Origin of the sequence: Chryseobacterium gambrini (assembly GCF_900156825.1) — a bacterium.
Lineage (GTDB): Bacteria > Bacteroidota > Bacteroidia > Flavobacteriales > Weeksellaceae > Chryseobacterium > Chryseobacterium gambrini.
Genome location: NZ_FTOV01000001.1, coordinates 465,962 through 491,080, shown reverse-complemented (window position 1 = coordinate 491,080; position 25,119 = coordinate 465,962). Strand labels below are relative to the sequence as shown.

The window sequence follows — 25,119 nt, the reverse complement described above, 5'->3', positions numbered from 1 at the left end:
AGATTTTTTCTTAAAAATCAAGAAACCTCAAGCGATTTTCTTGAGGTTTCTGATATTTATTTCGTTTTGAAAAATTATTAACGATTAGTATCCTGCATGGCTTGTAAGGTCAATAGAAACTCCTATCTGATTGACATTCGAAGAATTATGATATCTTACATGTGCGTAATCTACACGGAATCTGGAGATTTTAATCCCGAATCCGGCAGAAAGTCCTGAGAAATTTCTCTGGTCTGCAACGGCTAATTCATTTCCTCTTTTTACGTTATACCCCAATCTGATGTTGAAGCCTTTTTCCGGAAACAGTTCTGCTCCGATAGAAAAATGGTCAGCAATCTTTCTGCCTGTATTTACTTCCTGCCCGTTTACATTGTACTGGGAAGAAATATTAAATTCCTGTAAATCGTGTGCTGTAATGGTAACCGCCAAAGGAATTACTTTTAAAATTCTTGTATATCCCAAATCTACACGAAACGGAAGGTTTTCCCTTGTTCCGTTGAAGGAATTGAACTGATATCCGAAATTTCTGAAAACAACAGATGCTGTTTCCTTATTTTTTTTGTTGTGGTACGTAATTCCTGCGTTTCCTGAAATGGCGGAAGAAGTATAGGTATCAATTTTCGAAGTAATGAAATTCAATCCACCTCCGATCGTCCAGTCTTCTTCAAACTGATAGGCATATCCTGCTCCGATGGCAACATCCGAGGCTTTGAAAGTTCCGTTCTCGAAACCGCTGTCGTCTGTTCGCGGAATATCTCCGTAGCTCATGTATCTTGCATTGATGGTCGCCATGTGACCGTTATCAAAGTCTTTTGCATAGGCAATCGTTCCGTATTTGGAATCTGCAAGATAGGCAGTTGCGTTTACAGACAGTTGGTTGTCGGAATCTTTATTCAGTAGTGAGGGGTTTGCAATAGCAAAGGAAACATCACGATCTCTCACAGAAATTGCATCTCCTCCCAAAGCTGCCTGTCTCGCTGAAACAGGGATATTTAAGAATGGATAAACGTTTGTTCCTGTTTGTGCATAAGAAACAATTCCTGACAGAAATAATGAAAAAATGACAATTTTCTTCAACTCAGTTTATTAGTAATGCAAAAATAATCCTTTTTCGTACTTTTCAAAATATTTCTCATATTATTTATATTTAAATATTTAAGTTTTGTGAAAATCATGGTTTTATTTTAAGTTCTATGCCATTTTTATTGAGCTTAATCTTTTAGCGTAAGATTAGTATTTTGAATCTTCATGTTTTGTAATTTAATTAAACAGCCATGTATTCACTCAAATTATAAAATGCAGGGGCATTATTTATAAGGAAAAATGCTTTGTTGATCCCATAAAACATCACTTTTAAAATTTATAATGTATAATGAAAAATCAACCTTATTAATGATTATATTTGCAAAGTCAAATTTTAGACAGATATATCTAACGAAAAAAAGTTATTTACATACAATGAAATATAAAAGAATCCTTCTGAAACTGAGTGGTGAAGCCTTAATGGGAAACAGACAATATGGTATTGATAATGAAAGGCTACAGGAATATGCCGCAGAGATTAAAAAAGTAGTAGAAAAAGGCTGTGAAGTTGCCATTGTAATCGGAGGAGGAAATATTTTCCGCGGAGTAGCAGGTGCTGCAAAAGGAATGGACAGAGTACAGGGAGATTATATGGGAATGCTTGCAACGGTAATCAACGGGATGGCTTTGCAGGGTGCTCTGGAAGATGCGGGAATTAAAACAAGACTGCAGTCTGCCATCGAAATGGATAAAGTAGCAGAACCATTCATCAAAAGAAGAGCAGTAAGACATCTTGAAAAGGGCAGAGTAGTGATCTTTGGAGCCGGAACCGGAAACCCGTATTTCACAACAGATACTGCCGCAACGTTAAGAGCCATCGAAATAGGCGCAGATGTTATTTTGAAAGGAACAAGAGTAGACGGAATCTACGACAGCGATCCTGAAAAAAATGCAGATGCGGTAAAATATAATTCACTATCTTTCGACGAAGTTTATGCGAAGAATCTAAAGGTAATGGATATGACGGCATTTACTTTAAGCCACGAAAACAAACTGCCGATTATTGTTTTTGATATGAACAAAGACGGAAATCTGGAAAAAATTGTTGATGGCGAAAATGTTGGTACTTTAGTTGATTTGTAATAGTAAGTTCAGGGTTTTGAGTTTAAAGTTTTAAAGATTACTCATTACCAATTATTTATTACTTATCATTAACATATGTGTAACTTATCAAATTTTATTATAATAATGGAAGAATTAGATCTTATAGTAGAGTCTGTACAGCAGGACATGGAAGCAGCTATTAAGCACCTGGATCATGCATTTCAGAGAATCAGAGCGGGACGTGCGTCTACAACAATGGTTCAGGATGTGATGGTGGAATATTACGGAGCATTAACTCCAATTAATCAGGTTGCCAATGTTTCTATTCCCGATGCAATGACGATTTCTATTCAACCTTGGGACGCAAAAGCCATTAATGATATTGAAAAAGCAATCATCAATTCAAATTTAGGTTTTGCACCTTCTAATAACGGGATCAACATTATCCTTAATGTACCGCCTTTAACGGAGGAAAGAAGACGTGAACTGGCAAAACAGGCTAAGTCTGAAGCAGAAGATACGAAAGTAGTCGTAAGAAACGCAAGACAGAACGGTCTGAAAGAGCTTAAAAGACTGGAAGGAGTTTCTGAAGACATCATTAAAGGTGTTGAAGCAGATATTCAGACGCTTACCGACAAATATGTAAAAGCTTGCGACGAGCATCTTAAAGTAAAAGAAGCTGAAATTATGAAAGTATAATTTTCGGCTCCTGAAAATATAAAAAGCGGTTTCATTTTGAAGCCGCTTTTGGTTTTTGTATGCATTACAGACAATTGATTTCTCCTTTTTTGTCTTTATTTTTAAGGATTAAATTATAGTTTTTTATGAGATCGGAAATGTTGCATTTTGTTTCTTTATTGGGAACTAAATCTGGATTTTTATTATTTCCTTTTGAGCGAATCGTGTAATTTTTTTCGAGGCACTGAATGGCTTTATCATTTAAAACATAGATTCTTTTTTCATTGATATCATCTTTAGTTTCGGGTTTTTCGGGCGTTCCGCCTTCATCAAAATTCCATACCGTTTCTTCTTTAAAAATGAAAAATACGCTGTTGTTTTTTACATAATATTTTGTGGATGAAGAAAAATGACTGTGTTCTGCATAAGAATCTTTAACCATTCTGAGAGCTTTGTTCTCATAATACAAAACAACTTCACCTTCTTTTTCGTTGCAGTTATACGTGAATTTCGTTGAGTCCATTTGTTTCGCAGACAAAAGCTTGTTTACAATTGCATATTCTTTTTTAATATCTTCAATAGATTGAATTGAATCATTTGGTTTTTCCGAAGATTTATTTATCGTTACATTATCAGTCATTGAATTATTTTGAAAGTTTTTGGCATTTTCTTTTTTACAGGAAACCACAGCAAGAAAACCTAAACTGAAAAGAAGTATTTTCATAAAAGATGATTTAGATAAATCGTACTGCAAAAAACATGCGCAAAACTTATTTAGACTTAATCACTGTAACCATCGCAAAGGTGGAAAATATTCATTAAATACTGTCCTGTTTTAAAGCGCTAAGATTTTATCTAAAATAAAATTAAGCATCATCCTTATTGAAAATCTTTAATTTTCTTGCGCCTTAAAGATTTGAGATTAATAAAAATCTTGCTTTTTTGTACTTTGACAAGAATATTTCCATTAATAAAAAACTAAAATAAAAAAGCAGCTCCAAACTGAAACTGCCGTAAAAAATATTTTAAATTGATTATTTACAATTTTCGTTATAATCGTAGATCACTTCATTCACGATAGAAAGATTATCTGCCATCGCATTATCGATTTCATTTCGGATGAATTTTCCTAAACCCGATCTCTTTTTGGTATCATTTTTCAAAGAACCGTATTCTCCTTTTGTTACTTTAGCTTTTACAACAGGGCAGTCTGCAGTAATGATCTTTGCTTTTGCAACATTAAGCTCTTCCGGTTTTCCGCCTTTTTTGGAATAAACATACGCCGGATTTTCTCTCATTCTTTTGTTTTCCTCGTCTGCAACAGCGATTTGTCCGCCTGCTGAGAAAGTAGTCGGGAAACCGTATACCTTATACACTTTAATTTTTCCGTCTGCAACAACTTCTGCAAACTGATTGCTTTTTGTAAGGTTGTTGAAAGCTTTTAAACCACCACTTAAACCTCCGTTCTGGGTGTTGTACGCTTCTTTTGTATTGGTGTATTTTATCGTCTCAAAAACTCTTTCCGTATTGTTGTCGATCGCCATATAACCTTTAAGATCATCAACATCATACGTTTTGAATTTTTGCTTTTTCTTTGAATTGTCAACGTCCGAAGTTGCAATGAATTTCACTTTTTTCTGATTTGTCCACGGATTCATTTCGTCTCCGGCAAGTCTTACAATACCTTCGATCTTTTTCCCGCTTTTATCAATAATGTATCCCGGCTTTTCCCCGATTCTCATTTCGTATTCCGTATTGTCTTCCTGCGCATACGCATTGAAAGAAACGATACTGAATAAGCCAATCAATAATAATTTTCTCATATAAAACTGTTATAATTTTTGACAAAGATAATTTTTTATAGCTGAAATGAAATTGAAATTCATTTTTTAACATACCACAAAAAAATCCGGAGAAATTCCGGATCTTTTATATTGTATAGGGTACAGCTTATTATTGATACCTTTTGTGTTCTTGATTCTTTACAAAAAGTTTGATAACAGGCTTGAAAGCCGCTTTGTATTTCTCGGCATCAAACAGTTGAGAATCCGTAAGAGCTTTGTACGTCATCCATACTCCGAAAGGAAACAATACCAGATTCGGAACCCATGCTGCAAGATAAGGATTGATCTTTCCGGACCACGCCATATTTTCAAAGCCTACATTAATCACGTAGAAAATAATGAAAATAACAATTGCAATCACTACAGGAAGTCCCATTCCTCCTTTTCGGATAATGGAACCCAAACTCGCACCGATCAGAAAGAAAATGATGCAGGTGAAAGAATACGTCACGATTCTTTGCTGATAAATCACTACTTTGCTGTAATATTTTACGCCGGGATCAATCTCGTTATTTTTTCCTTCAAGCGTACTTTTCAGGTTATCAAGACGGTTATAAGCATTATTGATGATCTCCAGTTTTTTATCCCCTTTCACCGTATCAAGCTTAATAATCTGCTTCGGTTTTGCCTTTGCGCTGTTCTGTTTGGTGTCCATATAACTTACCACAGAATTGGTCTGTCCCAAAACATCGCTGCTTACATTGGTGAAGAATTTCTGATTGTCTTTTTTCGTTTTATCGATTGTCGTATTCAGCTCATGGAACGTCTGGAAACGGTAATCGTCTGTAATTTTTTCTTCTTCAATGGCTTTGTTAATAATCTCACTTACGTCGAAGTGAAGCGTTAATGTATCAAATTTAATCACCTGATCGGGCTGTTTCAAACGGATGTTTTCTCCTTTTCCGGCAAAATTATCTTCGTAAACAAATCCGTTAAACAATTTAAGCTTCAAATAGTTTGTGTTTTCTGCCGGAGCAAAAACACCTTTCTGTGCAATTACGGTCTGCTGATTTTCGTAAGAGCTTGCTTTTTTATGAACAAAAACACCTTGTATATTTTCATCATTTTTACCATAAATTTTATCGAATTTCACCATGTTTCCGGGAATCTGATCGATAAACTGTCCCGGTGTAAAATTCAGGGCAGGTTTGGTCTGCGCAATATTAAAAAGCATATTTTTCGCCTTCCTCTGAAAATCCGGAATGATATTGTTGGAGAAAAAATACAGCATAATGGAAAGCACAATGGTTACTCCCAAAAGCGGCATCATCACTCTTGTAAGCGAAATTCCGGCGGCTTTCATGGCGGCAAGTTCATACCGTTCCCCGAATTCTCCAAAAGACATAATGCTCGCCAGAAGAATCGTGAGCGGTAAAACCATACTGATTACACTTACCCCGAGGTAAAAAAGAAGTTTCATGATTTGCCAGTAGCTCAGTCCTTTTCCCATAAACTGACCCAGCTGAATCCAGATAATGTTCACAATAAAGATGAAAAACAATACGCTGAATATAAAGAAAAACGGTCCGAAGAAGGTTTTTATAATATATCGGTCTAGTATTTTTAACATTCGCCAAAATTAAACAAAAAGCCACAAAGTTTTCTTTGCAGCTCTTATATTTTATGAAATTTTTATAATAAGTTTGTTTAAACTAATTTTAAATGTAACCGCAAAAGAGACAAAAGACTTTGTTGAGTTTATTTAAAGTATTTCAAAAGTCTGCAAAGAGAAAAATCTTTGATTTTTTTAACTTATGTGCTCTTTTTACATTTAAGTATTAAACTTAATAACTAAAGTATTATAATCTTTTGCATCTTTTGCGGTAAAAAAGTTTAGACAAGTTTAATTAAAAGCAAATCGGCGTATCCGCTTATCTGCTGATTATTTTTAAAGTTCTGTGATCAGGTAATTTTTGTATTTGTTTTTATCAAATGTAAACATTCCCGGATCCAAAGTCTGGTTTTCCTTGTATTCTTTAATCGCAATTACGGCAAGGTCTTTATTGTTTCCGTGCTGTTCCAGTTTTACCATCTGTTTTTTAGCAGAATCTACAAAAAGATAAACGTATTTTATTCCGTTGGATTTTACCGGAGTTAATTTAATGAAATCCGCATTTACGCCATCTACATTTTTCTTTCCTCCGTACGTTACATTATAATCTTTTCTGTAGGTAGAAAGATAGTTGATAGGGGAGAACATGGAGCTGCTTCCGTTAGGTTTCGCTACCGTAACTTCCATATCTTCTGTATTGATGTTATAGATTTTACTTCCGTCGAAGATCTGCTCCGTTTCCATGATCTTCAGTTTGTATTTATCTCCCGCAGCATAATAAATTCCGGGTTCCGATTTATCTACTTTTCCGTTGGTTCCGCTTCCGAACGAAAATTTGAAGTACGAATTTTTCTTAGAGTTATAATTAGCTGTAATATCATCAAGGATTTTTTTTGCCTTTGCATCAATCTTCTGTGCATTCGTAAATCCGAACGCTCCAACTGCCAAACTGCTTACTATAACTTTTGAAATAATATTTTTCATTTTTATTAAATTCTTTAATCTTTAGACTTTCTTTAATGTTAAAAGTTAAACTGAAATTTCTCTTTAACTGCGCAGATCTTCCAAAAACTGTTCCAAAGAATGAAGGTCACTGATGAGGACCTCTCTTGCTTTTGCCCCGTTAAATCCGCCGACAATTCCGCTGGCTTCCAGTTGATCCATAATTCTTCCCGCTCTGTTATATCCCAGTTTCAGTTGTCTCTGAAGCATGGAAGTAGAACCTTGCTGAGTAGAAACAATAATTCTCGCAGCATCTTCGAATAAAGCATCTTTTTCATTCGGATCAAAAGCTCCCACTGTACTGGTAGAATCTTCAGAAACATATTCCGGAAGGATAAATGCGGAAGCATACCCTTTTTGTTCTCCGATAAATTCTGCAAGTCTTTCCACTTCAGGAGTATCTACAAAAGCACACTGAAGCCTTAAAATTTCATTTCCGTTAAAATAAAGCATATCTCCTTTCCCAATAAGCTGATCTGCTCCCGGAGAATCCAGAATCGTTCTGGAATCTACACTGGAAATTACCCTGAACGCTGCTCTTGCAGGGAAATTCGCTTTAATCATACCTGTAATTACATTTACGGAAGGTCTTTGTGTTGCAACAATTAAGTGGATTCCCACCGCTCTTGCCAACTGAGCCAATCTGGCAATCGGTAATTCAACTTCTTTTCCGGCAGTCATAATTAAATCTGCAAATTCGTCCACCACCAAAACAATGTAAGGTAAGTAACGGTGACCGTTTTCCGGATTCAGTTTTCTTTCTGTGAATTTTTTATTGTATTCCTTTAAATTTTTGCAGAATGCATTTTTAAGCAAATCATATCTCGTATCCATTTCGATACAGAGAGAATTCAGAGTGTTGATTACTTTATTCGTATCGGTGATGATGGCTTCCTCTGCATCCGGAAGTTTCGCAAGATAATGTCTTTCAATTTTTGAATATAATGAAAGTTCCACTTTTTTAGGATCCACCATTACAAATTTCAGTTCACTCGGATGTTTTTTATACAGAAGAGAAGTGAGAATTGCATTAATTCCGACCGATTTACCCTGTCCTGTTGCTCCTGCCATCAGTAAGTGAGGCATTTTGGATAGATCTGCCATGAAAATTTCATTCGAAATGGTTTTACCGAAAACAACGGGAAGATCCATATCCGTATTCTGGAATTTTTGCGAAGCAATCACTGAACGCATAGAAACCATCGTCGGATTTTTCCTCGGAACTTCAATTCCGATGGTTCCTTTTCCGGGCATCGGTGCAATAATACGGATTCCCAAAGCAGAAAGATTCAGGGCGATATCATCCTGCAGTTTTTTGATCGCAGCTACACGGATTCCCGCTTCCGGTACAATTTCATATAAGGTTACAGTCGGTCCTATCGTCGCTTTAATTTCGGCAATTCCTACGTTAAAGTTTTTCAGCAATCCGACAATTTTATTTTTGTTTTCTTCCAGTTCGTCTTTGTTGATCGAAATTTCTTCGTTTCCGTAATCTTTCAGCAATTCAACAGGCGGCATCTGGAATTTGGCAAGATCAAGCTTGTGATCGTACAATCCGTGTTTGTCTACCAGTTCCTGAGATTTTTTATCGGCATCATCCAGAATATCGATAACCGGAGCTACTTCTACATTAAATTTAATATTTTCCTGAGGCGCAGCCGCAGTAACTGTGCTTACCGGAATAGAAGGCGTCATATCAAAAGCCTGTTCCGGACTTGTAGTAGGAACTTTAGGTCTGGAGTCAAGATTTAAATTGATGGAGTTTGAAAAATCATTTTTAGGTTCCTCATCAAAAGACGTTTTATTCGGCGTTATAATCGGATCCAAATTGCTGGAAACCGGAACTTCAGGAAAACCTTTCGGAACTTTTACACGTTCAGGCTCCGCCATTTTGGGAGTTGGTTTTTCTGCAACCTCCGTTACTTTTATTTTAGGTTGTTCTTCTTCCTGTTCTGTCGTTTCAATTTCCTCAATCAGTTCTTCATCCGCTTCAAAATTTTCATCAGAACTCGGCATCATCGATCTTACTTTTCCGATGGTATTTTCGTTGATATCATTTAATTTAGACTTGATAGAACTCGGACGAAGATTAAACTCTAAAATAAAATACAAAGCAATACTTGCAATTAAAACCAGCCAGAGACCATAAGAACCAATAATCGTATTCAGAGACTCCATGATCTGATATCCGTAAACTCCGCTTAAAACACCCTGTCCTTTAGTAATCGCTCCAAAAAGGATCGGAAGCCAGCAAATGAAAAACAGGGAATGACCTACCGTTTTCCAAGGTTTGAACATTTTCTTTTTCAGGATAACGGTTCCGAAAACCAGAAATAAAAAGGCAATGATGAATGAAGCCACTCCGATACTTTCGAAAATAAAAATATTTCCGAGCCAGTCGCCCAGTTTTCCGAAAAGATTGGAAGATTTTATACTTTTATCGAGCATCGTTCCTGCCTGACTCTGATCTGCCTTCCAGTTCATCAGGTAAGAAACGAACGAAAAAGTAAGCACTACAGAAAAAAGAATGAAAGTAAGCCCGAAGAATACTCTTGGCTTAGATAAAAATTTGCCCTTATCAGGCGATTCAGTCGGTTTGTTTTGTGTGTTTTTATTCATAATGTCAATTGGCAAATTTAATGTTTTTCCTACATTAAACGGATGCTCATAAGCTTAAAAAAGTAACTAATTTTCCTTTATTTCAAAAGAATTTTTAGATTGATTTGGTTTTGATGATTAAAAATATTTAAAATAAAATGAACTGGGAAAAAATATTCGATCATTTTTTACTGTTTTGAAAATTTGAATCAAATAAAAATTAAAAATTCTGAATAAATAGAGCTTGTCAATCAGTTTTATAGCTTTTATGAATTCAATTCTGATGTTTTTTTCGTTTTAAATTTTCCTCAAAGGAAATTTGCTTATTAAGAATCAATAAAAATAAGATTAAAAGCAGTCTCAACTGATAAATGACAGTTTTTTTTGGAGTCTTTATGGTTTATCATCCTTATTTTTGCATGTCAAGTATATAAATCATGAAGAAGCTGCAAGATATTCTTATCTCGACCAGGACAATGGCTGTATTGTTACTGGTGTATGCATTTGCGATGGCTTATGCAACGTTCTTGGAAAACGACTACGGTACTCCTACAGCAAAAGCGTTAATTTACGAAGCGAAATGGTTCGAACTTATCATGTTCCTGCTCATTCTCAACTTCATCGGAAATATCGGAAGATATAGACTTTGGAAGAGAGAAAAATGGCCGGTTCTGGTGTTTCACCTTGCTTTTATACTCATCTTCATCGGTGGTGCAATCACAAGGTACATCAGTTTCGAAGGGACTATGCACATTCGCGAAGGAGAAACGTCTAACGAAATTGTAACGGATAAAAACTTCCTTAAAGTACAGATTGAAGAGAAAGGCGATGTTCTTGATTATAAAGATATTCCTTACTTAATGTCTCCTTTGCACAAGGATCTGGAAGCAACCTATGAATTCCATGACAAAAAAGTAAAAGTAGTTGCCAAAGAATATGTTCAGCGAAAAAAAGACAGTCTTCTGGCTGATCCGAATGGAGCAGAATATCTTCATTTGGTTTCCACAGGACAAACCGGAAGACAGAATATTTTCATCAAGCCGGGCGAAACAAAATCAATCAACGGAACTTTGGTAACGTTCAACAGAGCTATTGAAGGAGCGGTTGAATTTAAAAACGAAGGCGGAAAACTGTTCATCAAAACTCCTGTGGATGCAAGTTACATGACGATGGCAACTCAGGCAACCGGAACAACGGTGAAAGATGAATTCCAGCCTTTGGCTTTAAGAAGTTTATATTCCATCAACGAATTAAAATTAGTAGTTCCGGAAGGTCTTAAAAAAGGAAAACTGATGGCGATTGAAGGCGACAGAAAGAAAGATCAGAATGTTCCGGATATGTTAACGGTAGAACTTCAGGGGCCTAAAACAAAGCAAATGGTAGATCTTTCTGTTGAAAAAGGAAATCCGAATGCTTACAAACAGGTAACAATGGACGGACTGAACATTATGATCGGTTTCGGACCTAAAATTTACAATACGCCTTTCTCGCTTAAACTGGATGATTTCATCATGGAAACTTATCCGGGAAGTTCTTCTCCGAGTGCGTACGAAAGCCACATTAAAATTATTGATGAAGGAAAACAGACTCCTTTTAAAATCTATATGAACCACGTTCTGAACCATAAAGGATACCGTTTCTTCCAGTCGAGCTTCGATCCGGACAGAATGGGAACCGTTCTTTCCGTAAACCACGATTATTGGGGAACTTTGATTTCCTATATCGGGTATACATTCTTATTCGGGGGAATGTTCTTTATGTTCTTCTGGAAAGGAACCCACTTCTGGAAATTAAACAAAATGCTGAAAGACGTTAACAAAAAGAAAGCAGCAGCAGTAATTTTATTATTGTTGAGTTTCGGCTTAAATGCCCAGAAAATTGAGACACATGGCACAACCGACGGAAGCAGGGAACACATCCATGTGGAAGGAGATAATCACAGTCACGCTCAAGGTTCAGAAACATTAAAACCACAGGGAGCGCAGCCGTTTACAAAAATGAAAGTGGTTTCTGCCGATGAAATTATTGCCAGAAATAAAATCAGCGCAGAACATGCTGATAAATTCGGATATCTTTTAGTACAGAATTTTGAAGGAAGAATCGTTCCGATCAATACCGAAGCTTTGGATGTTTTAAGAAAGCTTTATAAAAAAGACGAGTTTAAAGGAACAGACGGAAAATCTCTAACGGCAAACCAATGGTTTTTGTCGGTGAATATCGATACGCCAAGCTGGACAATGGTTCCGATGATTAAAGTAGGAACAAAAGGCGGAGATGAACTGAAAAATAAAACCAAAGCAGACGAAGACGGATACACTTCTTTAATGAATCTTTTTCCTGCGGATGCCAACGGAAATTTAAGATATATCCTTGAAAGTGATTACAACACTGCGTTCCGTAAAAAACCGGCTGAACAGACCAATTATGATAAAGAAGTGATTGCGGTAAACGAAAGAGTTCAGATCTTCAACGAATTTTTCAGCGGTCAGTTCATGAGAATTGTTCCGGTAAAGAACGACGCCAATCACACATGGCATTCATGGCTAGATCAGAAAATGGAACCGGATATGGAATCTCAGCAGGTTATGGGGCCTTATTTTGCGGAAGTTTTGCAGGCTCAGCAATCAGGAAATTGGGCAAAAGCAGATGCGCAACTGGCGAAGCTTTCAGAATATCAGCAAAAATGGGGGAAAGCTGTTGTTCCTGCGAAATCCAAAGTTGATCTTGAGGTGTTCATGAATAAAGTGAACATCAACTTCAAATTGTTAATCTTCTACACATTAATCGGAGGATTGCTATTAATCTTAGGTTTTGTTGAATTATTTAAGCCTAAAAAAGTTTTAAATAAAGCAATTAAAGTTATCATTGTTTTAGGTATTGTAGGATATCTTTTCCATTTCCTTGGTTTGGTGGCAAGATGGTATATTTCCGGTCACGCTCCGTGGAGTAATGGGTATGAAGCCATTATTTTCATTTCTTGGGTAGGAATTACAGCAGGTTTATTACTCTACAGAAATTCCAACGCATTAATTCCTGCAGCCGGATTTATGGTAGCTGTAATTATGATGGGATTTGCGCATGGAGGTTCTGCTCTTGATCCGCAGATTACACCTTTGGTTCCGGTATTAAAATCGTATTGGCTGATTGTTCACGTTGCAATTATAACTTCAAGTTATGGGTTCTTTGCACTGTCGATGATCATTGCAGTAATCAGTCTGGTATTTTATATCATTTCCAATAAAGAAACGTATAAATTGCATCACGATACAACGCTGAAAGAACTGGTAATCGTTTCTGAAATGTCTTTAACCATAGGTCTGTTTGCATTAACCGTAGGAAACTTCTTAGGAGGAATCTGGGCAAACGAATCCTGGGGAAGATACTGGAGCTGGGATCCGAAGGAAACATGGGCATTCATTTCTATTATGGTATATGCATTTGTTCTTCACATGAGACTGGTTCCGGGATTAAGAAGCAGATGGGCATTTCACGTTGCGACGATGTTTGCATTCTGCTCGATGGTTATGACGTATTTCGGAGTAAATTATTACCTGAGCGGGCTTCACTCTTACGCAGCGGGAGATCCGGTTCCGGTTCCGGCTTGGGTTTACATCGGACTTGCAACAATGGCACTTTTATCAGCCGCATCTTATTACAAGTTCAGAATTTTAAATAAAAAATAAATTTAAGATAATGATTCTCCATAATTTGGCATAATTAAAAACCCTTTGAGTTCTTAGCTGAGTGAAACGCCTTTGCGAACTTAAAAACAGTTAGTATATAAAAAGAATCTTAGCGATCCTTTGCGTTTAAAAGCAGTATTACTAATAACGGATAATCAATAAAATATCATACATACGATCCCTGAAATTAATTTTTCAGGGATTTTTTGTGCTTAGAATTTAACCGACAGAAGAAGCTAAAGCGTTAAGAAAATTAAGATTTAATCCGTTAAAAAATTCTCACTGTTCGAAGCACGACACAAATATTGAACTGAAGAACAAATATCTGACTCGTGCAGGTTTTGAGAATTTTAGGAATTAAATTTTAATTTTTAGCATTCAGATTCCGGGTCTTGAATTTTTGTTTCTTTTGATTCAAGTCAAAAGAAATTTTAAAATAAAAGATTTTTCATGTGAAAAAATTTATACCTTTATGATATCAAAATAATATCAAATTAAAAAATCAATATCATGGAAAAAATCTTAAAACCAATGTCGGGATACCTTACTTTGGTCATTTGTCTTGGATTGTTTGCCGTTTCCGTTTATTTATTTGCAATCGGTGTCGATAACAGTGTTACGCTTGTCGTTTTATCATTATTGTCATTTATTCTGTTTTGCTTTTTTATGAAAGGGTTAATGATTATTCAGCCGAATCATTCAAGAGTGCTGAACTTTTTCGGAAAATATGTCGGAACCGTAAAAGACAACGGTTTGTTTTTTATCAATCCTTTATATTCCTCGCAGAAAATCAGTCTCCGTTCAGAAAATTTACAGGGACAGACTCTTAAAGTGAATGACAAGATGGGAAATCCTATAGAAATTGCAGTTGTGATTGTCTGGAAAGTGGGAGATACCTACAAAGCAGCTTTTGATGTGGAAAGATATTCAGATTTTGTGAAAATGCAGAGTGAAGCCGCGGTACGTCATCTGGCGATGAGTTTTCCTTATGATAATTTAGAAGACGATCATGCGCCGATTACTTTAAGAGAAGGCGGAGAAAAGATCAATGCAATCTTAGAGCAGGAGCTTACCGAAAGACTTTCAAAGGCAGGAATTACCATTCAGGAAGCAAGAATTTCACACCTGGCTTACGCATCAGAAATCGCAGGAGCGATGTTGCAGAGACAGCAGGCAACGGCAATTGTAGCGGCAAGAACAAAGATCGTGGAAGGAGCTGTAGGAATGGTAGATTTAGCCCTGAAAAAGCTTTCAGAAGAAAATATCGTAGAACTGGATGACGAAAGAAAAGCAGCCATGGTGAGCAATTTAATGGTGGTTCTTTGCGGGGAAAAAGCGGCACAGCCGATTTTAAATGCCGGAACTTTGTATAATTAAAGATTTTCAAGGTATTCTGTCATTTCGACGAAGGAGAAATCTTTTTATGATTGTCCGTAATTTGTCATAATTAGAAAACCTTTGAGTTCTTAGCTGAGTGAAACGCCTTTGCGAACTTAAAAACAGTTGGTATATAAAAGAATCTTAGCGATCCTTTGCGTGAAAATTAAGCATTATGATCAATAACGGATAATCATAATCTTTTTAATGTAAAGTTAAAAAAAACGATATTTTTCATCTCACTACTCTTCATTCAGAATGATAAACATAAAGCATTTGCTGAGTGAAACGCCTTTTCTAACGAAAAATATTCACAGTAATCAAAAGAAACCTTTGCGCCATTTGCGTTGAAAACAAAAAGAATTAACAAAAATGAAATCAGAAAAAGCTCAGAATCCTTCCGAAAATAAAGGCAAAAAATCTTTTGTTTTAAGGATTGATGAGTCTACATTTAAGCTTCTGGAAAAATGGGCAAATGACGAATTCAGGAGTGTAAACGGGCAGATTGAGTATTTGCTGCATCAGAGCCTGATTAATTCAGGAAGGAAAAAGAAAGAATAGGTAAAAAATACGGTCATTTCGAATGACATTGAATCCAAAACAAAAGCTGAGAAAATTTCTCAGCTTTTTGTATGTATGTATCAATCAATTAATCAAATATTCCCGTAACATAATCGGAGATCACCGTCCAGAAATTTTTCCCCAGAAAATAGATCAGCGTAGAGGTAATAATTCCTTTTACGGTAAAAAATATAATTCCGCCGATCCCGAATTTTTTTACAAGGCTTTTCCATCTGGAGGATTTTTTTTCCTCTGTGGCAGGTTCTTTATTGATCTTATTATTTTCCATTTCTGAAATAAAAATGATTCCTATACAAAGATAACTATGTTTATAATTAGTCCAAATAAAAAACATGTTAAAAAATTAAAATTTTGCGTTTCGCATAATATTTCTATCTTTAGAGGAAACGAAAAGTAAAATTTTTATGTCTAAAAAAGTAAAGGATTTTGGAATCGAAAAAACACTCAAAAATCTAGGAATTAAGGATGAAAATAAAGGAACTTCAGTAGGCGGAAAATACTTTGCAGCGGGGAAAATCATAGAAAGTTACTCTCCCGTAGACGGTAATCTGATCGCTAAAGTGAAGACTTCCGGAGAATCTGATTATGACAAGGTAATTGAGACGGCTGAAAAAGCTTTTAAAGAGTTCAGACTGATTCCGGCTCCTAAAAGAGGGGAAATTGTAAGACAGTTAGGTCAGAAATTAAGACAGTACAAAGACGATTTGGGGAAACTGGTTTCCTATGAAATGGGAAAATCCCTGCAGGAAGGTCTTGGAGAAGTTCAGGAAATGATCGATATCTGCGATTTTGCAGTAGGGGTTTCAAGACAGCTTCACGGGTACACAATGCACTCGGAAAGACCGGGACACAGAATGTATGAGCAGTATCATCCGTTGGGAATCGTGGGAATCATTACCGCGTTCAACTTTCCGGTAGCGGTTTGGGCTTGGAACACAGCTTTAGCATGGATCTGCGGTAACGTTACGATCTGGAAACCGTCAGAAAAAACACCGCTTTGCGCGATTGCCTGCCAAAACATCATGAACGAAGTGTTAAAGGAAAATAACCTTTCCGAAGGTATTTCCAGCGTATTGGTTGCAGATCATGAAATCGGACAGAAATTAGTAGATGACAAGAGAGTTGCTTTAGTTTCTTTCACCGGTTCTACAAGAGTCGGAAGAATGGTTTCAGCGAATGTTGCGCAGAGATTCGGGAAATCGATCCTTGAATTAGGTGGAAACAACGCTATCATCATTTCTAAAGATGCAGATATTGATATGTCAATTATCGGAGCTGTCTTCGGAGCTGTAGGAACGGCAGGACAGAGATGTACTTCCACAAGAAGACTGATTATCCACGAAAGTGTGTATGATGAAGTGAAAAACAGACTGGTAAAAGCGTACGGACAACTGAAAATCGGAAATCCTTTGGATGAAACGAATCATGTGGGACCGCTTATCGATACTGATGCGGTAAATATGTATCAGGAAGCCATCAAAAAAGGTAAAAAAGAAGGTGCAAAATTCATCGTGGAAGGTGAAGTTCTGAAAGGAAAAGGATATGAATCCGGTTGTTACGTAAAACCATGTATCGCTGAAGTAAAGAATTCTTATGAAATCGTTCAGCATGAAACTTTCGCGCCTATCTTATATTTAATCAAATACAAAACTTTAGAAGAAGCAATTGCCATCCAGAATGATGTTCCTCAGGGATTGTCGTCTGCAATCATGACGCAGAACTTAAGAGAGGCAGAATTATTCCTTTCTCATGCAGGTTCAGACTGTGGAATTGCCAATGTAAACATCGGAACTTCAGGTGCGGAAATCGGCGGAGCTTTTGGTGGAGAAAAAGAAACCGGAGGAGGAAGAGAATCCGGATCAGATGTTTGGAAGTATTACATGAGAAGACAGACCAACACCATCAATTATACGACAAACTTACCTTTAGCACAGGGAATTAAGTTTGATCTTTAAAAACTAACATCATGAGTTTAAAAATCTAAAGTCCCGGTTTTTAAGTCTCAAATTATTATTAAATTTTAATCACCCCTAAGATTTTTATTTAAAAATGGAACAAACAATTGAAATAAAAGCAAATAAAGTAAAAGAAACCGTTGGCAGACACGTTTTGGCAGATGGTTTCGACTTCGTGATGGATATTGAAAAATCCCACGGATCATGGTTATATGATAAACTTACAGACAGAGAATATTTAGATATGTTTTCCATGTTTGCTTCGGCATCCATCGGTTACAATCATCCCTATATCGTTGAGAAATCGGCATGGCTGGGAAAAATGGCGGTAAACAAACCCACTTTGGCGGATGTGTATTCTGAGGAATATGCACATTTCTTAGAAGTTTTCGAAAGAGTGGTAATTCCTGAAGAACTGCAGTATGCTTTCTTTATCGAAGGCGGAACTTTAGGGGTAGAGAATGCCCTGAAAGCGTGTTTCGACTGGAAAACGCGTAAAAATTTCGAAAAAGGTCTTGATGTGGAAGCGGGAATCTGCATCCATTTCAGACAGGCATTCCACGGAAGAAGCGGGTATACTTTAAGCTTAACCAACACTTCCGATCCCAGAAAATATCAGTATTTCCCGATGTTCGACTGGCCAAGAATCCTAAATCCTAAACTTACTTTCCCGATCACGGAAGAGAATTTGGAAGAAACCATTAAAAACGAAAGACTGGCTTTATTAAATATCGAAGAAGCAATTTTAATGAATCCTGATAAAGTGGCGTGTATCATCATCGAGCCGATTCAGGCTGAAGGAGGAGACAACCATTTCAGAGACGAATTTTTAATGGGATTGAGAAAGATCTGCGATCAGCATGACATTCTTTTAATTTTTGATGAAGTTCAGACCGGTATAGGAATTACAGGTAAAATGTGGGCATTTGAACATTTTACAGCAAAACCGGATATTATTTCTTTCGGTAAAAAAGCGCAGGTTTGCGGAGTTTTAGCCAATAAAGAAAAATTTGATGAAGTTCCGAACAATGTTTTCAGAGAAAGCTCAAGAATTAATTCCACTTTCGGAGGTAACTTTATCGATATGCTTCGTTTCCAGTTGGTAATGGAAGTTATCGAAAAGGAAAATCTTGTGGAAAATGCAAGAGTGGTAGGAGAATATTTGCTGAACGGATTAATCGGTCTTGCAGAAAAATATCCTGAAAAACTATCCAATGCAAGAGGAAGAGGACTGATGTGCGCCATCGATCTTCCGACTTCTGAGCAGAGAAATGCATTAAGAGATGAGCTTTGGAACGACGGAATGATCATCCTTTCATGTGGAGATCAGTCACTTCGCTTCAGACCGCATCTGAACGTTACCAAAGAAGAAATTCAGATCGCGTTAGATAAAATCGAAAATAATATTCATAAAATTTAAAAGCTGAAATTTGTGATTTTCAAAAAAACGTTATATATTTAGATACTCAAACGAGATAGAATATGGAAAGAAGTACAAGAGTATCAGTTTTTGAAAGTGACAAACCTGCAGAAATCCAATTGATAAAGTCTAAACTGGATGATGCGCAGATTAAAAATTCAGTAGAAAACAATTACCTTACTTTTACAACCACGCCCACGGCGACATCGCTGAAAGTAATGGTGAAACTTGAAGATGAGAAAAAAGCATTTGAAATTATCGATGCATATCTTCAGCAAAGTGAAAATTAACAAAAACAATTTCATAATTTTAAATTTTACTACTTCGAACCGAAAATTAATATTATTAGTTTTCGGTTTTTTATTTATCTGATAATCATACATTTGTATGAAATAATTAGCATAAATAATTGTCGTATTTTAACAAAATAAGTATGGTTTAACGTTTAATTTTTGTTTTATTTTTATTATATTTAAGTTATAATTCAAAAAATACTAATATGATAGAGCAGATAATTGGTTATTCTGGAGCATTAATTTCATCCATTTCTTTTTTACCGCAGGTAATCAAATTATGGAAGACAAAATCCGGAAAAGACCTTTCAATGGTCACTTTATCATTTCTTACTTTAAACGCTTTGCTTTGGGCTGTTTACGGAATGATGAAGGATGCAAAACCTCTTTGGATTACAAACGTTTTAATGTTAATCATGCTGATTGTGATGATATTTCTAAAAATAAAATACAGAAATAATAAAGCTGATTCTTAATAAATAAACCAAAAATCAATAGAATAAACGTGGCACAGGAAATTAAGCTGAGAAAAGCAGAAATTGAAGACAGAGATATAATCTGGAATATTCTGCAGCAGGCAATCGAAAGAAGAAGAAAAGACGGAAGTACGCAATGGCAGGAAGGTTACCCGAATTTGGGAACCGTGGAAAGCGATATTGCAAAAGGTTTCGGATATGTAATGACGGTAGATGGGGAAATTTCTGTTTACGTTGCTTTAATCCTGAATGATGAACCCGCATACAGCACCATTGAAGGAGCCTGGCTGAGTAACGGAGAATTCGTCGTGGTTCACAGAGTTGCTGTTGATGAAAAATTTGCAGGACAGGGAATGGTAAAAATTCTTTTCGACCATATTGAAGAATTCACCAGATCTCATGGAATTCAGAGCATTAAGGTTGATACCAACTATGATAACATTCCGATGCTGAAAATTCTTGAGAACAAAGGCTACAGCTACTGCGGTGAAGTTGTTCTCGCGGGAGGCGTAAGAAAAGCCTTTGAGAAGATTATTTTTTAGTCCAAAAGTTAAATCCGTTTTCATTGAAATTTTAAAAAGCCTGATATTTATAAACTCTATCAGGTTTGTTCGTTTAGTTCAGAACTAATTTCTATTTTTGTTTCAAATTTATATACAATGCATAAGAGTATAGAAATTGATGAAAAAATTTTTCAGAATGCCGTAAAGTTCTACGGTACCATTTTCAGCCTTCCGCCGTTAGCTTCAAAGATTTACGCGTACCTTTTATTTGATTATGATAAAGTGGGCATTACTTTTGATGAATTTGTGGAAGTGCTTTCCGCGAGCAAAAGTTCGGTCTCTACAAGTATTTCTTTACTGCTGAACGCAGAGCTCATCGTAGATCACAACAAAATGGACGAGAGGAAACGGTATTTTTTCATCAATGACGGTTATAAGAAGATAAGATTTGAAAAAATAGTTCAAAAAATGCAAGACGAATTACAACTACTGGATGATTTAGACAATTTTAAAAAAAATCATGACGATTACAATGAAAAGATGGAAGCTTACAAAGCTCTTTTAAACAAGAACATTAAAAATATTCAGGAATCTCTTAATAAACTATAAAAATGAATAATAAGCTAGTTATACTTTCTGTTGCAGCTCTCTCTTTAGTGGCTTGCAAAAAAGAAGCTCCCAAGCAGGACGGCCCGAAACCGTATCCTGTGGTCAATGTGGAGGCGAAAAATATAGTGGGCTATCAGACTTTTCCGGCTACCATTCAGGGGAAGGTTAATAATGATGTCCGTGCTAAAATTCAGGGATATATCACACAGGTTTTGGTAGATGAAGGGCAATACGTAACCAAAGGACAGCCGCTTTTCCGTCTGGAAACCAATATTCTGAACGAAAATGCGGCGGCTTCAAAAGCAGGAATCAGTGCTGCAGAATCCAATATTGCGGCAGCTCAGGCTGCTGTTGCGGCGGCAAATGTTGAAGTGAACAAACTTAAACCGCTGGTTCAGAAAAACATCATCAGCAATGTGCAGTTACAGACCGCACAGGCAAATTTAGCACAGGCTCAGGCGCAGCTAAAACAGGCACAGGCTGCAAAAAGTCAGGCAGTTGCCAATTATAAAGGAGTAGAAGCCAATATCGAATATTCTGTTATTCGTGCGCCTATTTCCGGAGTAATCGGAAAGCTTCCTTTAAAAGTGGGAAGTTTGGTAGGACCTTCAGACCAGACTCCTTTAACCACTATTTCAGATACTTCTCAGATTTACGCCTATTTTTCAATGAATGAAAAAGAATATTTTGATTTCCTTGAAAAATCTCCGGGTGCATCCATGCCTGAAAAAATAAAAAACCTTCCGATGGTGGAATTACAGCTTGCCAACGGAAGTCTTTATCCTGAAAAAGGAAGAATTGAAGCCATTACAGGACAGATCGATCCAACAACGGGAACCATCCAGTTCAGAGTTGCGTTTACCAATGCGCAGAAACTTTTAAGCAACGGAAACAGCGGAACCATAAGATTCCCTCAACGTTACGACAATGTTCTGGTAGTTCCGGAAAGTGCAACTTACGAACAACAGGGAATTGTTTACGTATATAAAGTAGATAAAGACACTGCAAAAAATGTAGTGATTAATGTGATTGACAGAATAGACAATATGGCATTGATAAAATCCGGAGTGAACAAAGGGGAAACCGTAATTGCTGCAGGAATCGGAGGTCTGAAACCGGGAACTGCCGTGATAAAGAAACCTGTAAAAATGGATAGTCTTGTTCAATCTATAAAACCGAAATTCTAATGATTAAAAATTTTATCAACAGACCGGTTTTATCTACCGTAATCTCAATTTTAATTGTGATTCTCGGTGTTTTAGGACTGATCTCGTTACCCGTAACGCAGTATCCTGATATTGCGCCGCCGACGGTAAGTGTCTCGGCAAACTACACCGGAGCGAACGCAGAAACCGTAATGAAAAGTGTGGTTGTTCCTCTGGAAGAACAGATCAACGGGGTGGAAGGAATGGATTATATTACTTCATCTGCCGGAAATGACGGTTCTGCACAGATTCAGGTATTTTTTAAGCAGGGAATTGATCCGGACATTGCGGCGGTAAACGTACAAAACCGTGTCGCAAGAGCAACTCCTTTACTTCCAAGTGAAGTAACACGTTCCGGAGTAGTTACGCAGAAACAGCAGACAAGTGCTTTGATGTATATGTCTTTCTATTCTGAAAATAAAGATCTGGATGATGTATATCTTCAGAACTTTTTGAACATCAATGTTATTCCGAATTTAAAAAGAATTAACGGAGTAGGAGATGCCAATGTTTTCGGAGGTAAAAATTACTCTATGAGAATCTGGCTGGATCCTGCTAAAATGGCAGCTTACGGATTAACGCCTACCGATGTTACCAATGCCATCAATGAGCAGAGTAGAGAAGCTGCCGCAGGTTCTATCGGACAAAACAGCGGAAGTTCTTTCGAATATATCATTAAATATGTAGGGAAATTCAACGATAAGGAACAGTACGATAATATCATCATTAAATCTTTAGCAGACGGACAGAATTTAATGTTAAAAGATGTTGCCAAAGTAGAACTGGCAGGACAGTCTTACACCGGAATCGGGGAAAACGGAAATAATCCTTCCATCAGTATGGGGATTTTCCAGACACCGGGTTCCAATGCGCAGGAAATTATTAAAAATATCAAGTCTTACCTGAAATCAGCAGAAGGAAGTTTTCCGCAGGGAATTAAATATACTTTCAACTTTGATACGAACGAATTCCTTGATGCTTCTATTGAAAAGGTAGTGCATACCTTAATTGAAGCGTTTATTTTGGTTTTCATTGTAGTGTACATTTTCCTGCAGGATTTCAGATCCACTTTAATTCCGGCAATTGCAGTTCCGGTTTCTATTGTGGGAGCCTTTTTCTTCCTGAATTTATTCGGATATTCATTAAACCTGTTAACATTGTTCGCCTTGGTTCTTGCGATTGGTATTGTAGTGGATGATGCGATTGTCGTCGTCGAAGCCGTTCATGCCAAAATGGAACACGGTATTTCGGATGCGAAAAAAGCAACCGTGGAAGCAATGGACGAAATTACAAGAGCTATTATTTCAATTACTCTGGTAATGGCATCTGTATTTATTCCGGTAACATTCATTACAGGTCCTACCGGAGTTTTTTATCAGCAGTTCGGGATCACTCTTATTGTAGCGATTATTATTTCTGCAATCAATGCATTAACGTTGAGTCCGGTTTTATGTTCATTATTCTTAAAACCTCACGATGCGCACCATAAAGAATATAAAAATTTAAATTTCATTCAGAAGTTTTTCTATAAATTCAATATTGCTTTTAAAACAACAACAGAACGTTACGGAAGAGGATTCATCTTCTTACTGAGACACAAATGGGTTACGCTGATTATTTTTGCTGTAACAGGCGGAATTTTATACTGGGCGAGTTCTACCATGAAAAAAGGTTTCGTACCTACGGAAGACCGCGGAATTATCTTTACCGATGTTCAGCTTCCTCCGGGAGCATCTATGGAAAGAACCTACAATGCATTGAAGACGCTTCAGGCAAACGCTTTAAAAGTTCCGGGAGTACAGAACGTTACAATTTCCACCGGTAGAGGATTCTTATCCGGAAACGGAAGCAACAACGGTTTGGCTTTCATTAAACTAAAACCGTTTGAAGACCGTAAAAAAGACGGGCAGACTTCTGAAGATATTACGAAAAAATTATTCGGAATCTCAGGAAAAGTTCCGGATGCAAAAGTGGTTTTCTTCCAGCCGCCGAGTGTACCCGGTTTTGGTAGCAGTGCCGGTTTCGAAATGGTACTTTTAGATAAATCAGGAGGAGAATATGCAGATTTAGATACAAAAACCAATGAATTTATCGGAAAACTGATCGAAAGACCGGAAATCGATTTTGCCCAGACTTCATTCAATACAAAATATCCTCAGTATGAAATGAAGATCAATGTTCCTTTGGCTAAACAGTTGGGAGTTTCTGTAAGTGATATCTTAGCAACGATGCAGGGATACATCGGAGGAGTTTATACTGCCGATTTTACAAAATACGGAAAACAGTTCAGGGTAATGGTTCAGGCACTTCCTGAAAACAGACAGAATATTGAAAACCTCAATGAACTGTATGTAAAAACAGGTTCCGGAGCCATGTCGCCGATTTCACAGTTTGTAACGCTTACCAAAGCTTACGGACCACAGTCGGTGAGCCGTTATAACCTCTTTACTTCAGTGAAAATTACAGGAGCAAACTCCGCAGGATTCAGTTCCGGAGATGCCATTTCAGCAGTGCAGCAGGTAGCGAAAGAAACCCTGAACCAGAATTATGATGTAGAATTTACAGGGCTTTCAAGAGAGGAGTTAAATTCCGGATCTCAGACAGTTTTGATCTTCGGATTGAGTTTGATTTTCGTTTATTTCATCCTTTCTGCACAGTATGAAAGTTATATTCTTCCTTTAATTGTAGTGATTTCTCTTCCTCTTGGAGTGATGGGCGCTTATTTCGGGCAGAAAATCATGGGCTTGGAAAATAACATTTATTTCCAGATTGCCCTGATTATGTTGGTCGGTTTATTAGCAAAGAATGCAATTTTGATTGTGGAATTTGCCGTTCAGAGAAGACATCACGGAGAAACCATTGTTATGTCGGCAATTAATGCGGCTAAAGCGAGATTAAGACCGATTCTGATGACTTCATTTGCCTTCATCTTCGGTTTATTGCCATTGGTTTTGGCAAGCGGAATCGGGGCGGTAGGAAATAGATCCATCGCAACAGGAGCCGCAATCGGTTTGTTGATAGGAACTATTTTAGGACTTTTCGTGATCCCTGTTTTATATGTCATTTTTGAATATTTACAGGAGAAAGTAAAACCTATCAAACCGAAAGAAATCAATTTAGCAGAATAAAATTAAGTGAGTTCGGGGTTTTTGATGTAAAGTTTAAATAATAACTAAAACTGAAAAACCCTGATCTTTAAACCTTAAACTTCAAAT

Annotated in this window: 20 protein-coding genes; 13 read left to right on the top strand and 7 right to left on the bottom strand. The window is 36.8% G+C overall.

Annotation, left to right across the window (positions count from 1 at the left end):
- Positions 1 to 84: 84 nt before the first annotated feature.
- Positions 85 to 1,077 (bottom strand): type IX secretion system protein PorQ, encoded by a 993-nt coding sequence (gene porQ, locus BW951_RS02300; protein WP_076390300.1) that lies wholly within the window; start codon positions 1,075 to 1,077, stop codon positions 85 to 87.
- Positions 1,078 to 1,458: 381 nt separating this feature from the next.
- Here porQ and pyrH point away from each other — a divergent pair, with 381 nt between their 5' ends.
- A complete protein-coding gene (pyrH, locus tag BW951_RS02295; RefSeq protein ID WP_040999212.1) occupies positions 1,459 to 2,166 on the top strand; it encodes a UMP kinase in 708 nt (235 codons plus the stop codon).
- Positions 2,167 to 2,271: 105 nt separating this feature from the next.
- Positions 2,272 to 2,826, top strand: a complete 555-nt coding sequence (frr, locus tag BW951_RS02290; protein WP_076390299.1) for a ribosome recycling factor — start codon at positions 2,272 to 2,274, stop codon at positions 2,824 to 2,826.
- 64 nt (positions 2,827 to 2,890) lie between these two features.
- Here frr and BW951_RS02285 read toward each other — a convergent pair whose 3' ends face one another.
- The 5 genes from BW951_RS02285 to BW951_RS02265 all read right to left on the bottom strand — a co-directional run bounded on the left by BW951_RS02285 (position 2,891) and on the right by BW951_RS02265 (position 9,822).
- Positions 2,891 to 3,529, bottom strand: a complete 639-nt coding sequence (locus BW951_RS02285; protein ID WP_076390298.1) for a hypothetical protein — start codon at positions 3,527 to 3,529, stop codon at positions 2,891 to 2,893.
- Positions 3,530 to 3,839: 310 nt separating this feature from the next.
- Entirely contained in the window at positions 3,840 to 4,628 is a 789-nt protein-coding gene (locus BW951_RS02280; RefSeq protein WP_076390297.1) for a hypothetical protein, read from the bottom strand.
- A gap of 130 nt (positions 4,629 to 4,758) precedes the next feature.
- Entirely contained in the window at positions 4,759 to 6,219 is a 1,461-nt protein-coding gene (locus BW951_RS02275; RefSeq protein ID WP_076390296.1) for an LptF/LptG family permease, read from the bottom strand.
- A 318-nt stretch (positions 6,220 to 6,537) separates the two neighbouring features.
- A complete protein-coding gene (gene lolA1 / locus BW951_RS02270; RefSeq protein ID WP_076390295.1) occupies positions 6,538 to 7,185 on the bottom strand; it encodes an outer membrane lipoprotein periplasmic chaperone LolA1 in 648 nt (215 codons plus the stop codon).
- 63 nt (positions 7,186 to 7,248) lie between these two features.
- Complete coding sequence (locus BW951_RS02265; RefSeq protein ID WP_076390294.1) at positions 7,249 to 9,822, bottom strand: FtsK/SpoIIIE family DNA translocase; 2,574 nt, start codon at positions 9,820 to 9,822, stop codon at positions 7,249 to 7,251.
- 416 nt (positions 9,823 to 10,238) lie between these two features.
- Here BW951_RS02265 and BW951_RS02260 point away from each other — a divergent pair, with 416 nt between their 5' ends.
- The 3 genes from BW951_RS02260 (at position 10,239) to BW951_RS02250 (ending at position 15,422) form a co-directional block, all read left to right on the top strand.
- The gene (locus tag BW951_RS02260) at positions 10,239 to 13,484 is read left to right on the top strand and encodes a cytochrome c biogenesis protein (RefSeq protein WP_076390293.1); all 3,246 of its coding nucleotides are present in this window, start codon (positions 10,239 to 10,241) and stop codon (positions 13,482 to 13,484) included.
- Between the two features lie 510 nt (positions 13,485 to 13,994).
- A complete protein-coding gene (locus BW951_RS02255) occupies positions 13,995 to 14,861 on the top strand; it encodes an SPFH domain-containing protein (protein WP_076390292.1) in 867 nt (288 codons plus the stop codon).
- Positions 14,862 to 15,233: 372 nt separating this feature from the next.
- Positions 15,234 to 15,422: a type II toxin-antitoxin system antitoxin gene (locus tag BW951_RS02250; protein WP_076390291.1), complete on the top strand. Its 189-nt coding sequence runs from the start codon at positions 15,234 to 15,236 to the stop codon at positions 15,420 to 15,422.
- A gap of 88 nt (positions 15,423 to 15,510) precedes the next feature.
- On the opposite strand, the gene BW951_RS02245 is transcribed toward BW951_RS02250, so the two are convergent.
- Complete coding sequence (locus BW951_RS02245; protein ID WP_076390290.1) at positions 15,511 to 15,711, bottom strand: hypothetical protein; 201 nt, start codon at positions 15,709 to 15,711, stop codon at positions 15,511 to 15,513.
- Between the two features lie 136 nt (positions 15,712 to 15,847).
- On the opposite strand from BW951_RS02245, the gene amaB reads away from it, so the two are divergent.
- The 8 genes from amaB to BW951_RS02205 all read left to right on the top strand — a co-directional run bounded on the left by amaB (position 15,848) and on the right by BW951_RS02205 (position 25,032).
- Positions 15,848 to 17,398: an L-piperidine-6-carboxylate dehydrogenase gene (gene amaB / locus BW951_RS02240; RefSeq protein WP_076390289.1), complete on the top strand. Its 1,551-nt coding sequence runs from the start codon at positions 15,848 to 15,850 to the stop codon at positions 17,396 to 17,398.
- Between the two features lie 94 nt (positions 17,399 to 17,492).
- The gene (gene lat, locus BW951_RS02235) at positions 17,493 to 18,818 is read left to right on the top strand and encodes an L-lysine 6-transaminase (protein WP_076390288.1); all 1,326 of its coding nucleotides are present in this window, start codon (positions 17,493 to 17,495) and stop codon (positions 18,816 to 18,818) included.
- A gap of 62 nt (positions 18,819 to 18,880) precedes the next feature.
- Entirely contained in the window at positions 18,881 to 19,108 is a 228-nt protein-coding gene (locus BW951_RS02230) for a DUF2007 domain-containing protein (protein WP_076390287.1), read from the top strand.
- A gap of 209 nt (positions 19,109 to 19,317) precedes the next feature.
- Positions 19,318 to 19,587, top strand: coding sequence for a SemiSWEET family sugar transporter (locus BW951_RS02225; RefSeq protein WP_076390286.1), 270 nt, complete (start codon positions 19,318 to 19,320; stop codon positions 19,585 to 19,587).
- Positions 19,588 to 19,616: 29 nt separating this feature from the next.
- Positions 19,617 to 20,129 carry a GNAT family N-acetyltransferase gene (locus BW951_RS02220; protein WP_076390285.1) on the top strand — a complete coding sequence of 171 codons (513 nt, stop codon included), beginning with the start codon at positions 19,617 to 19,619 and terminating at the stop codon, positions 20,127 to 20,129.
- 117 nt (positions 20,130 to 20,246) lie between these two features.
- Positions 20,247 to 20,699 carry a transcriptional regulator gene (locus tag BW951_RS02215; protein ID WP_076390284.1) on the top strand — a complete coding sequence of 151 codons (453 nt, stop codon included), beginning with the start codon at positions 20,247 to 20,249 and terminating at the stop codon, positions 20,697 to 20,699.
- Positions 20,700 to 20,701: 2 nt separating this feature from the next.
- Positions 20,702 to 21,886: an efflux RND transporter periplasmic adaptor subunit gene (locus BW951_RS02210; protein WP_076390283.1), complete on the top strand. Its 1,185-nt coding sequence runs from the start codon at positions 20,702 to 20,704 to the stop codon at positions 21,884 to 21,886.
- Positions 21,886 to 25,032 (top strand): efflux RND transporter permease subunit, encoded by a 3,147-nt coding sequence (locus BW951_RS02205; protein ID WP_076390282.1) that lies wholly within the window; start codon positions 21,886 to 21,888, stop codon positions 25,030 to 25,032. The genes BW951_RS02210 and BW951_RS02205 overlap by 1 nt, the downstream gene beginning before the upstream one ends.
- Positions 25,033 to 25,119 lie beyond the last annotated feature (87 nt).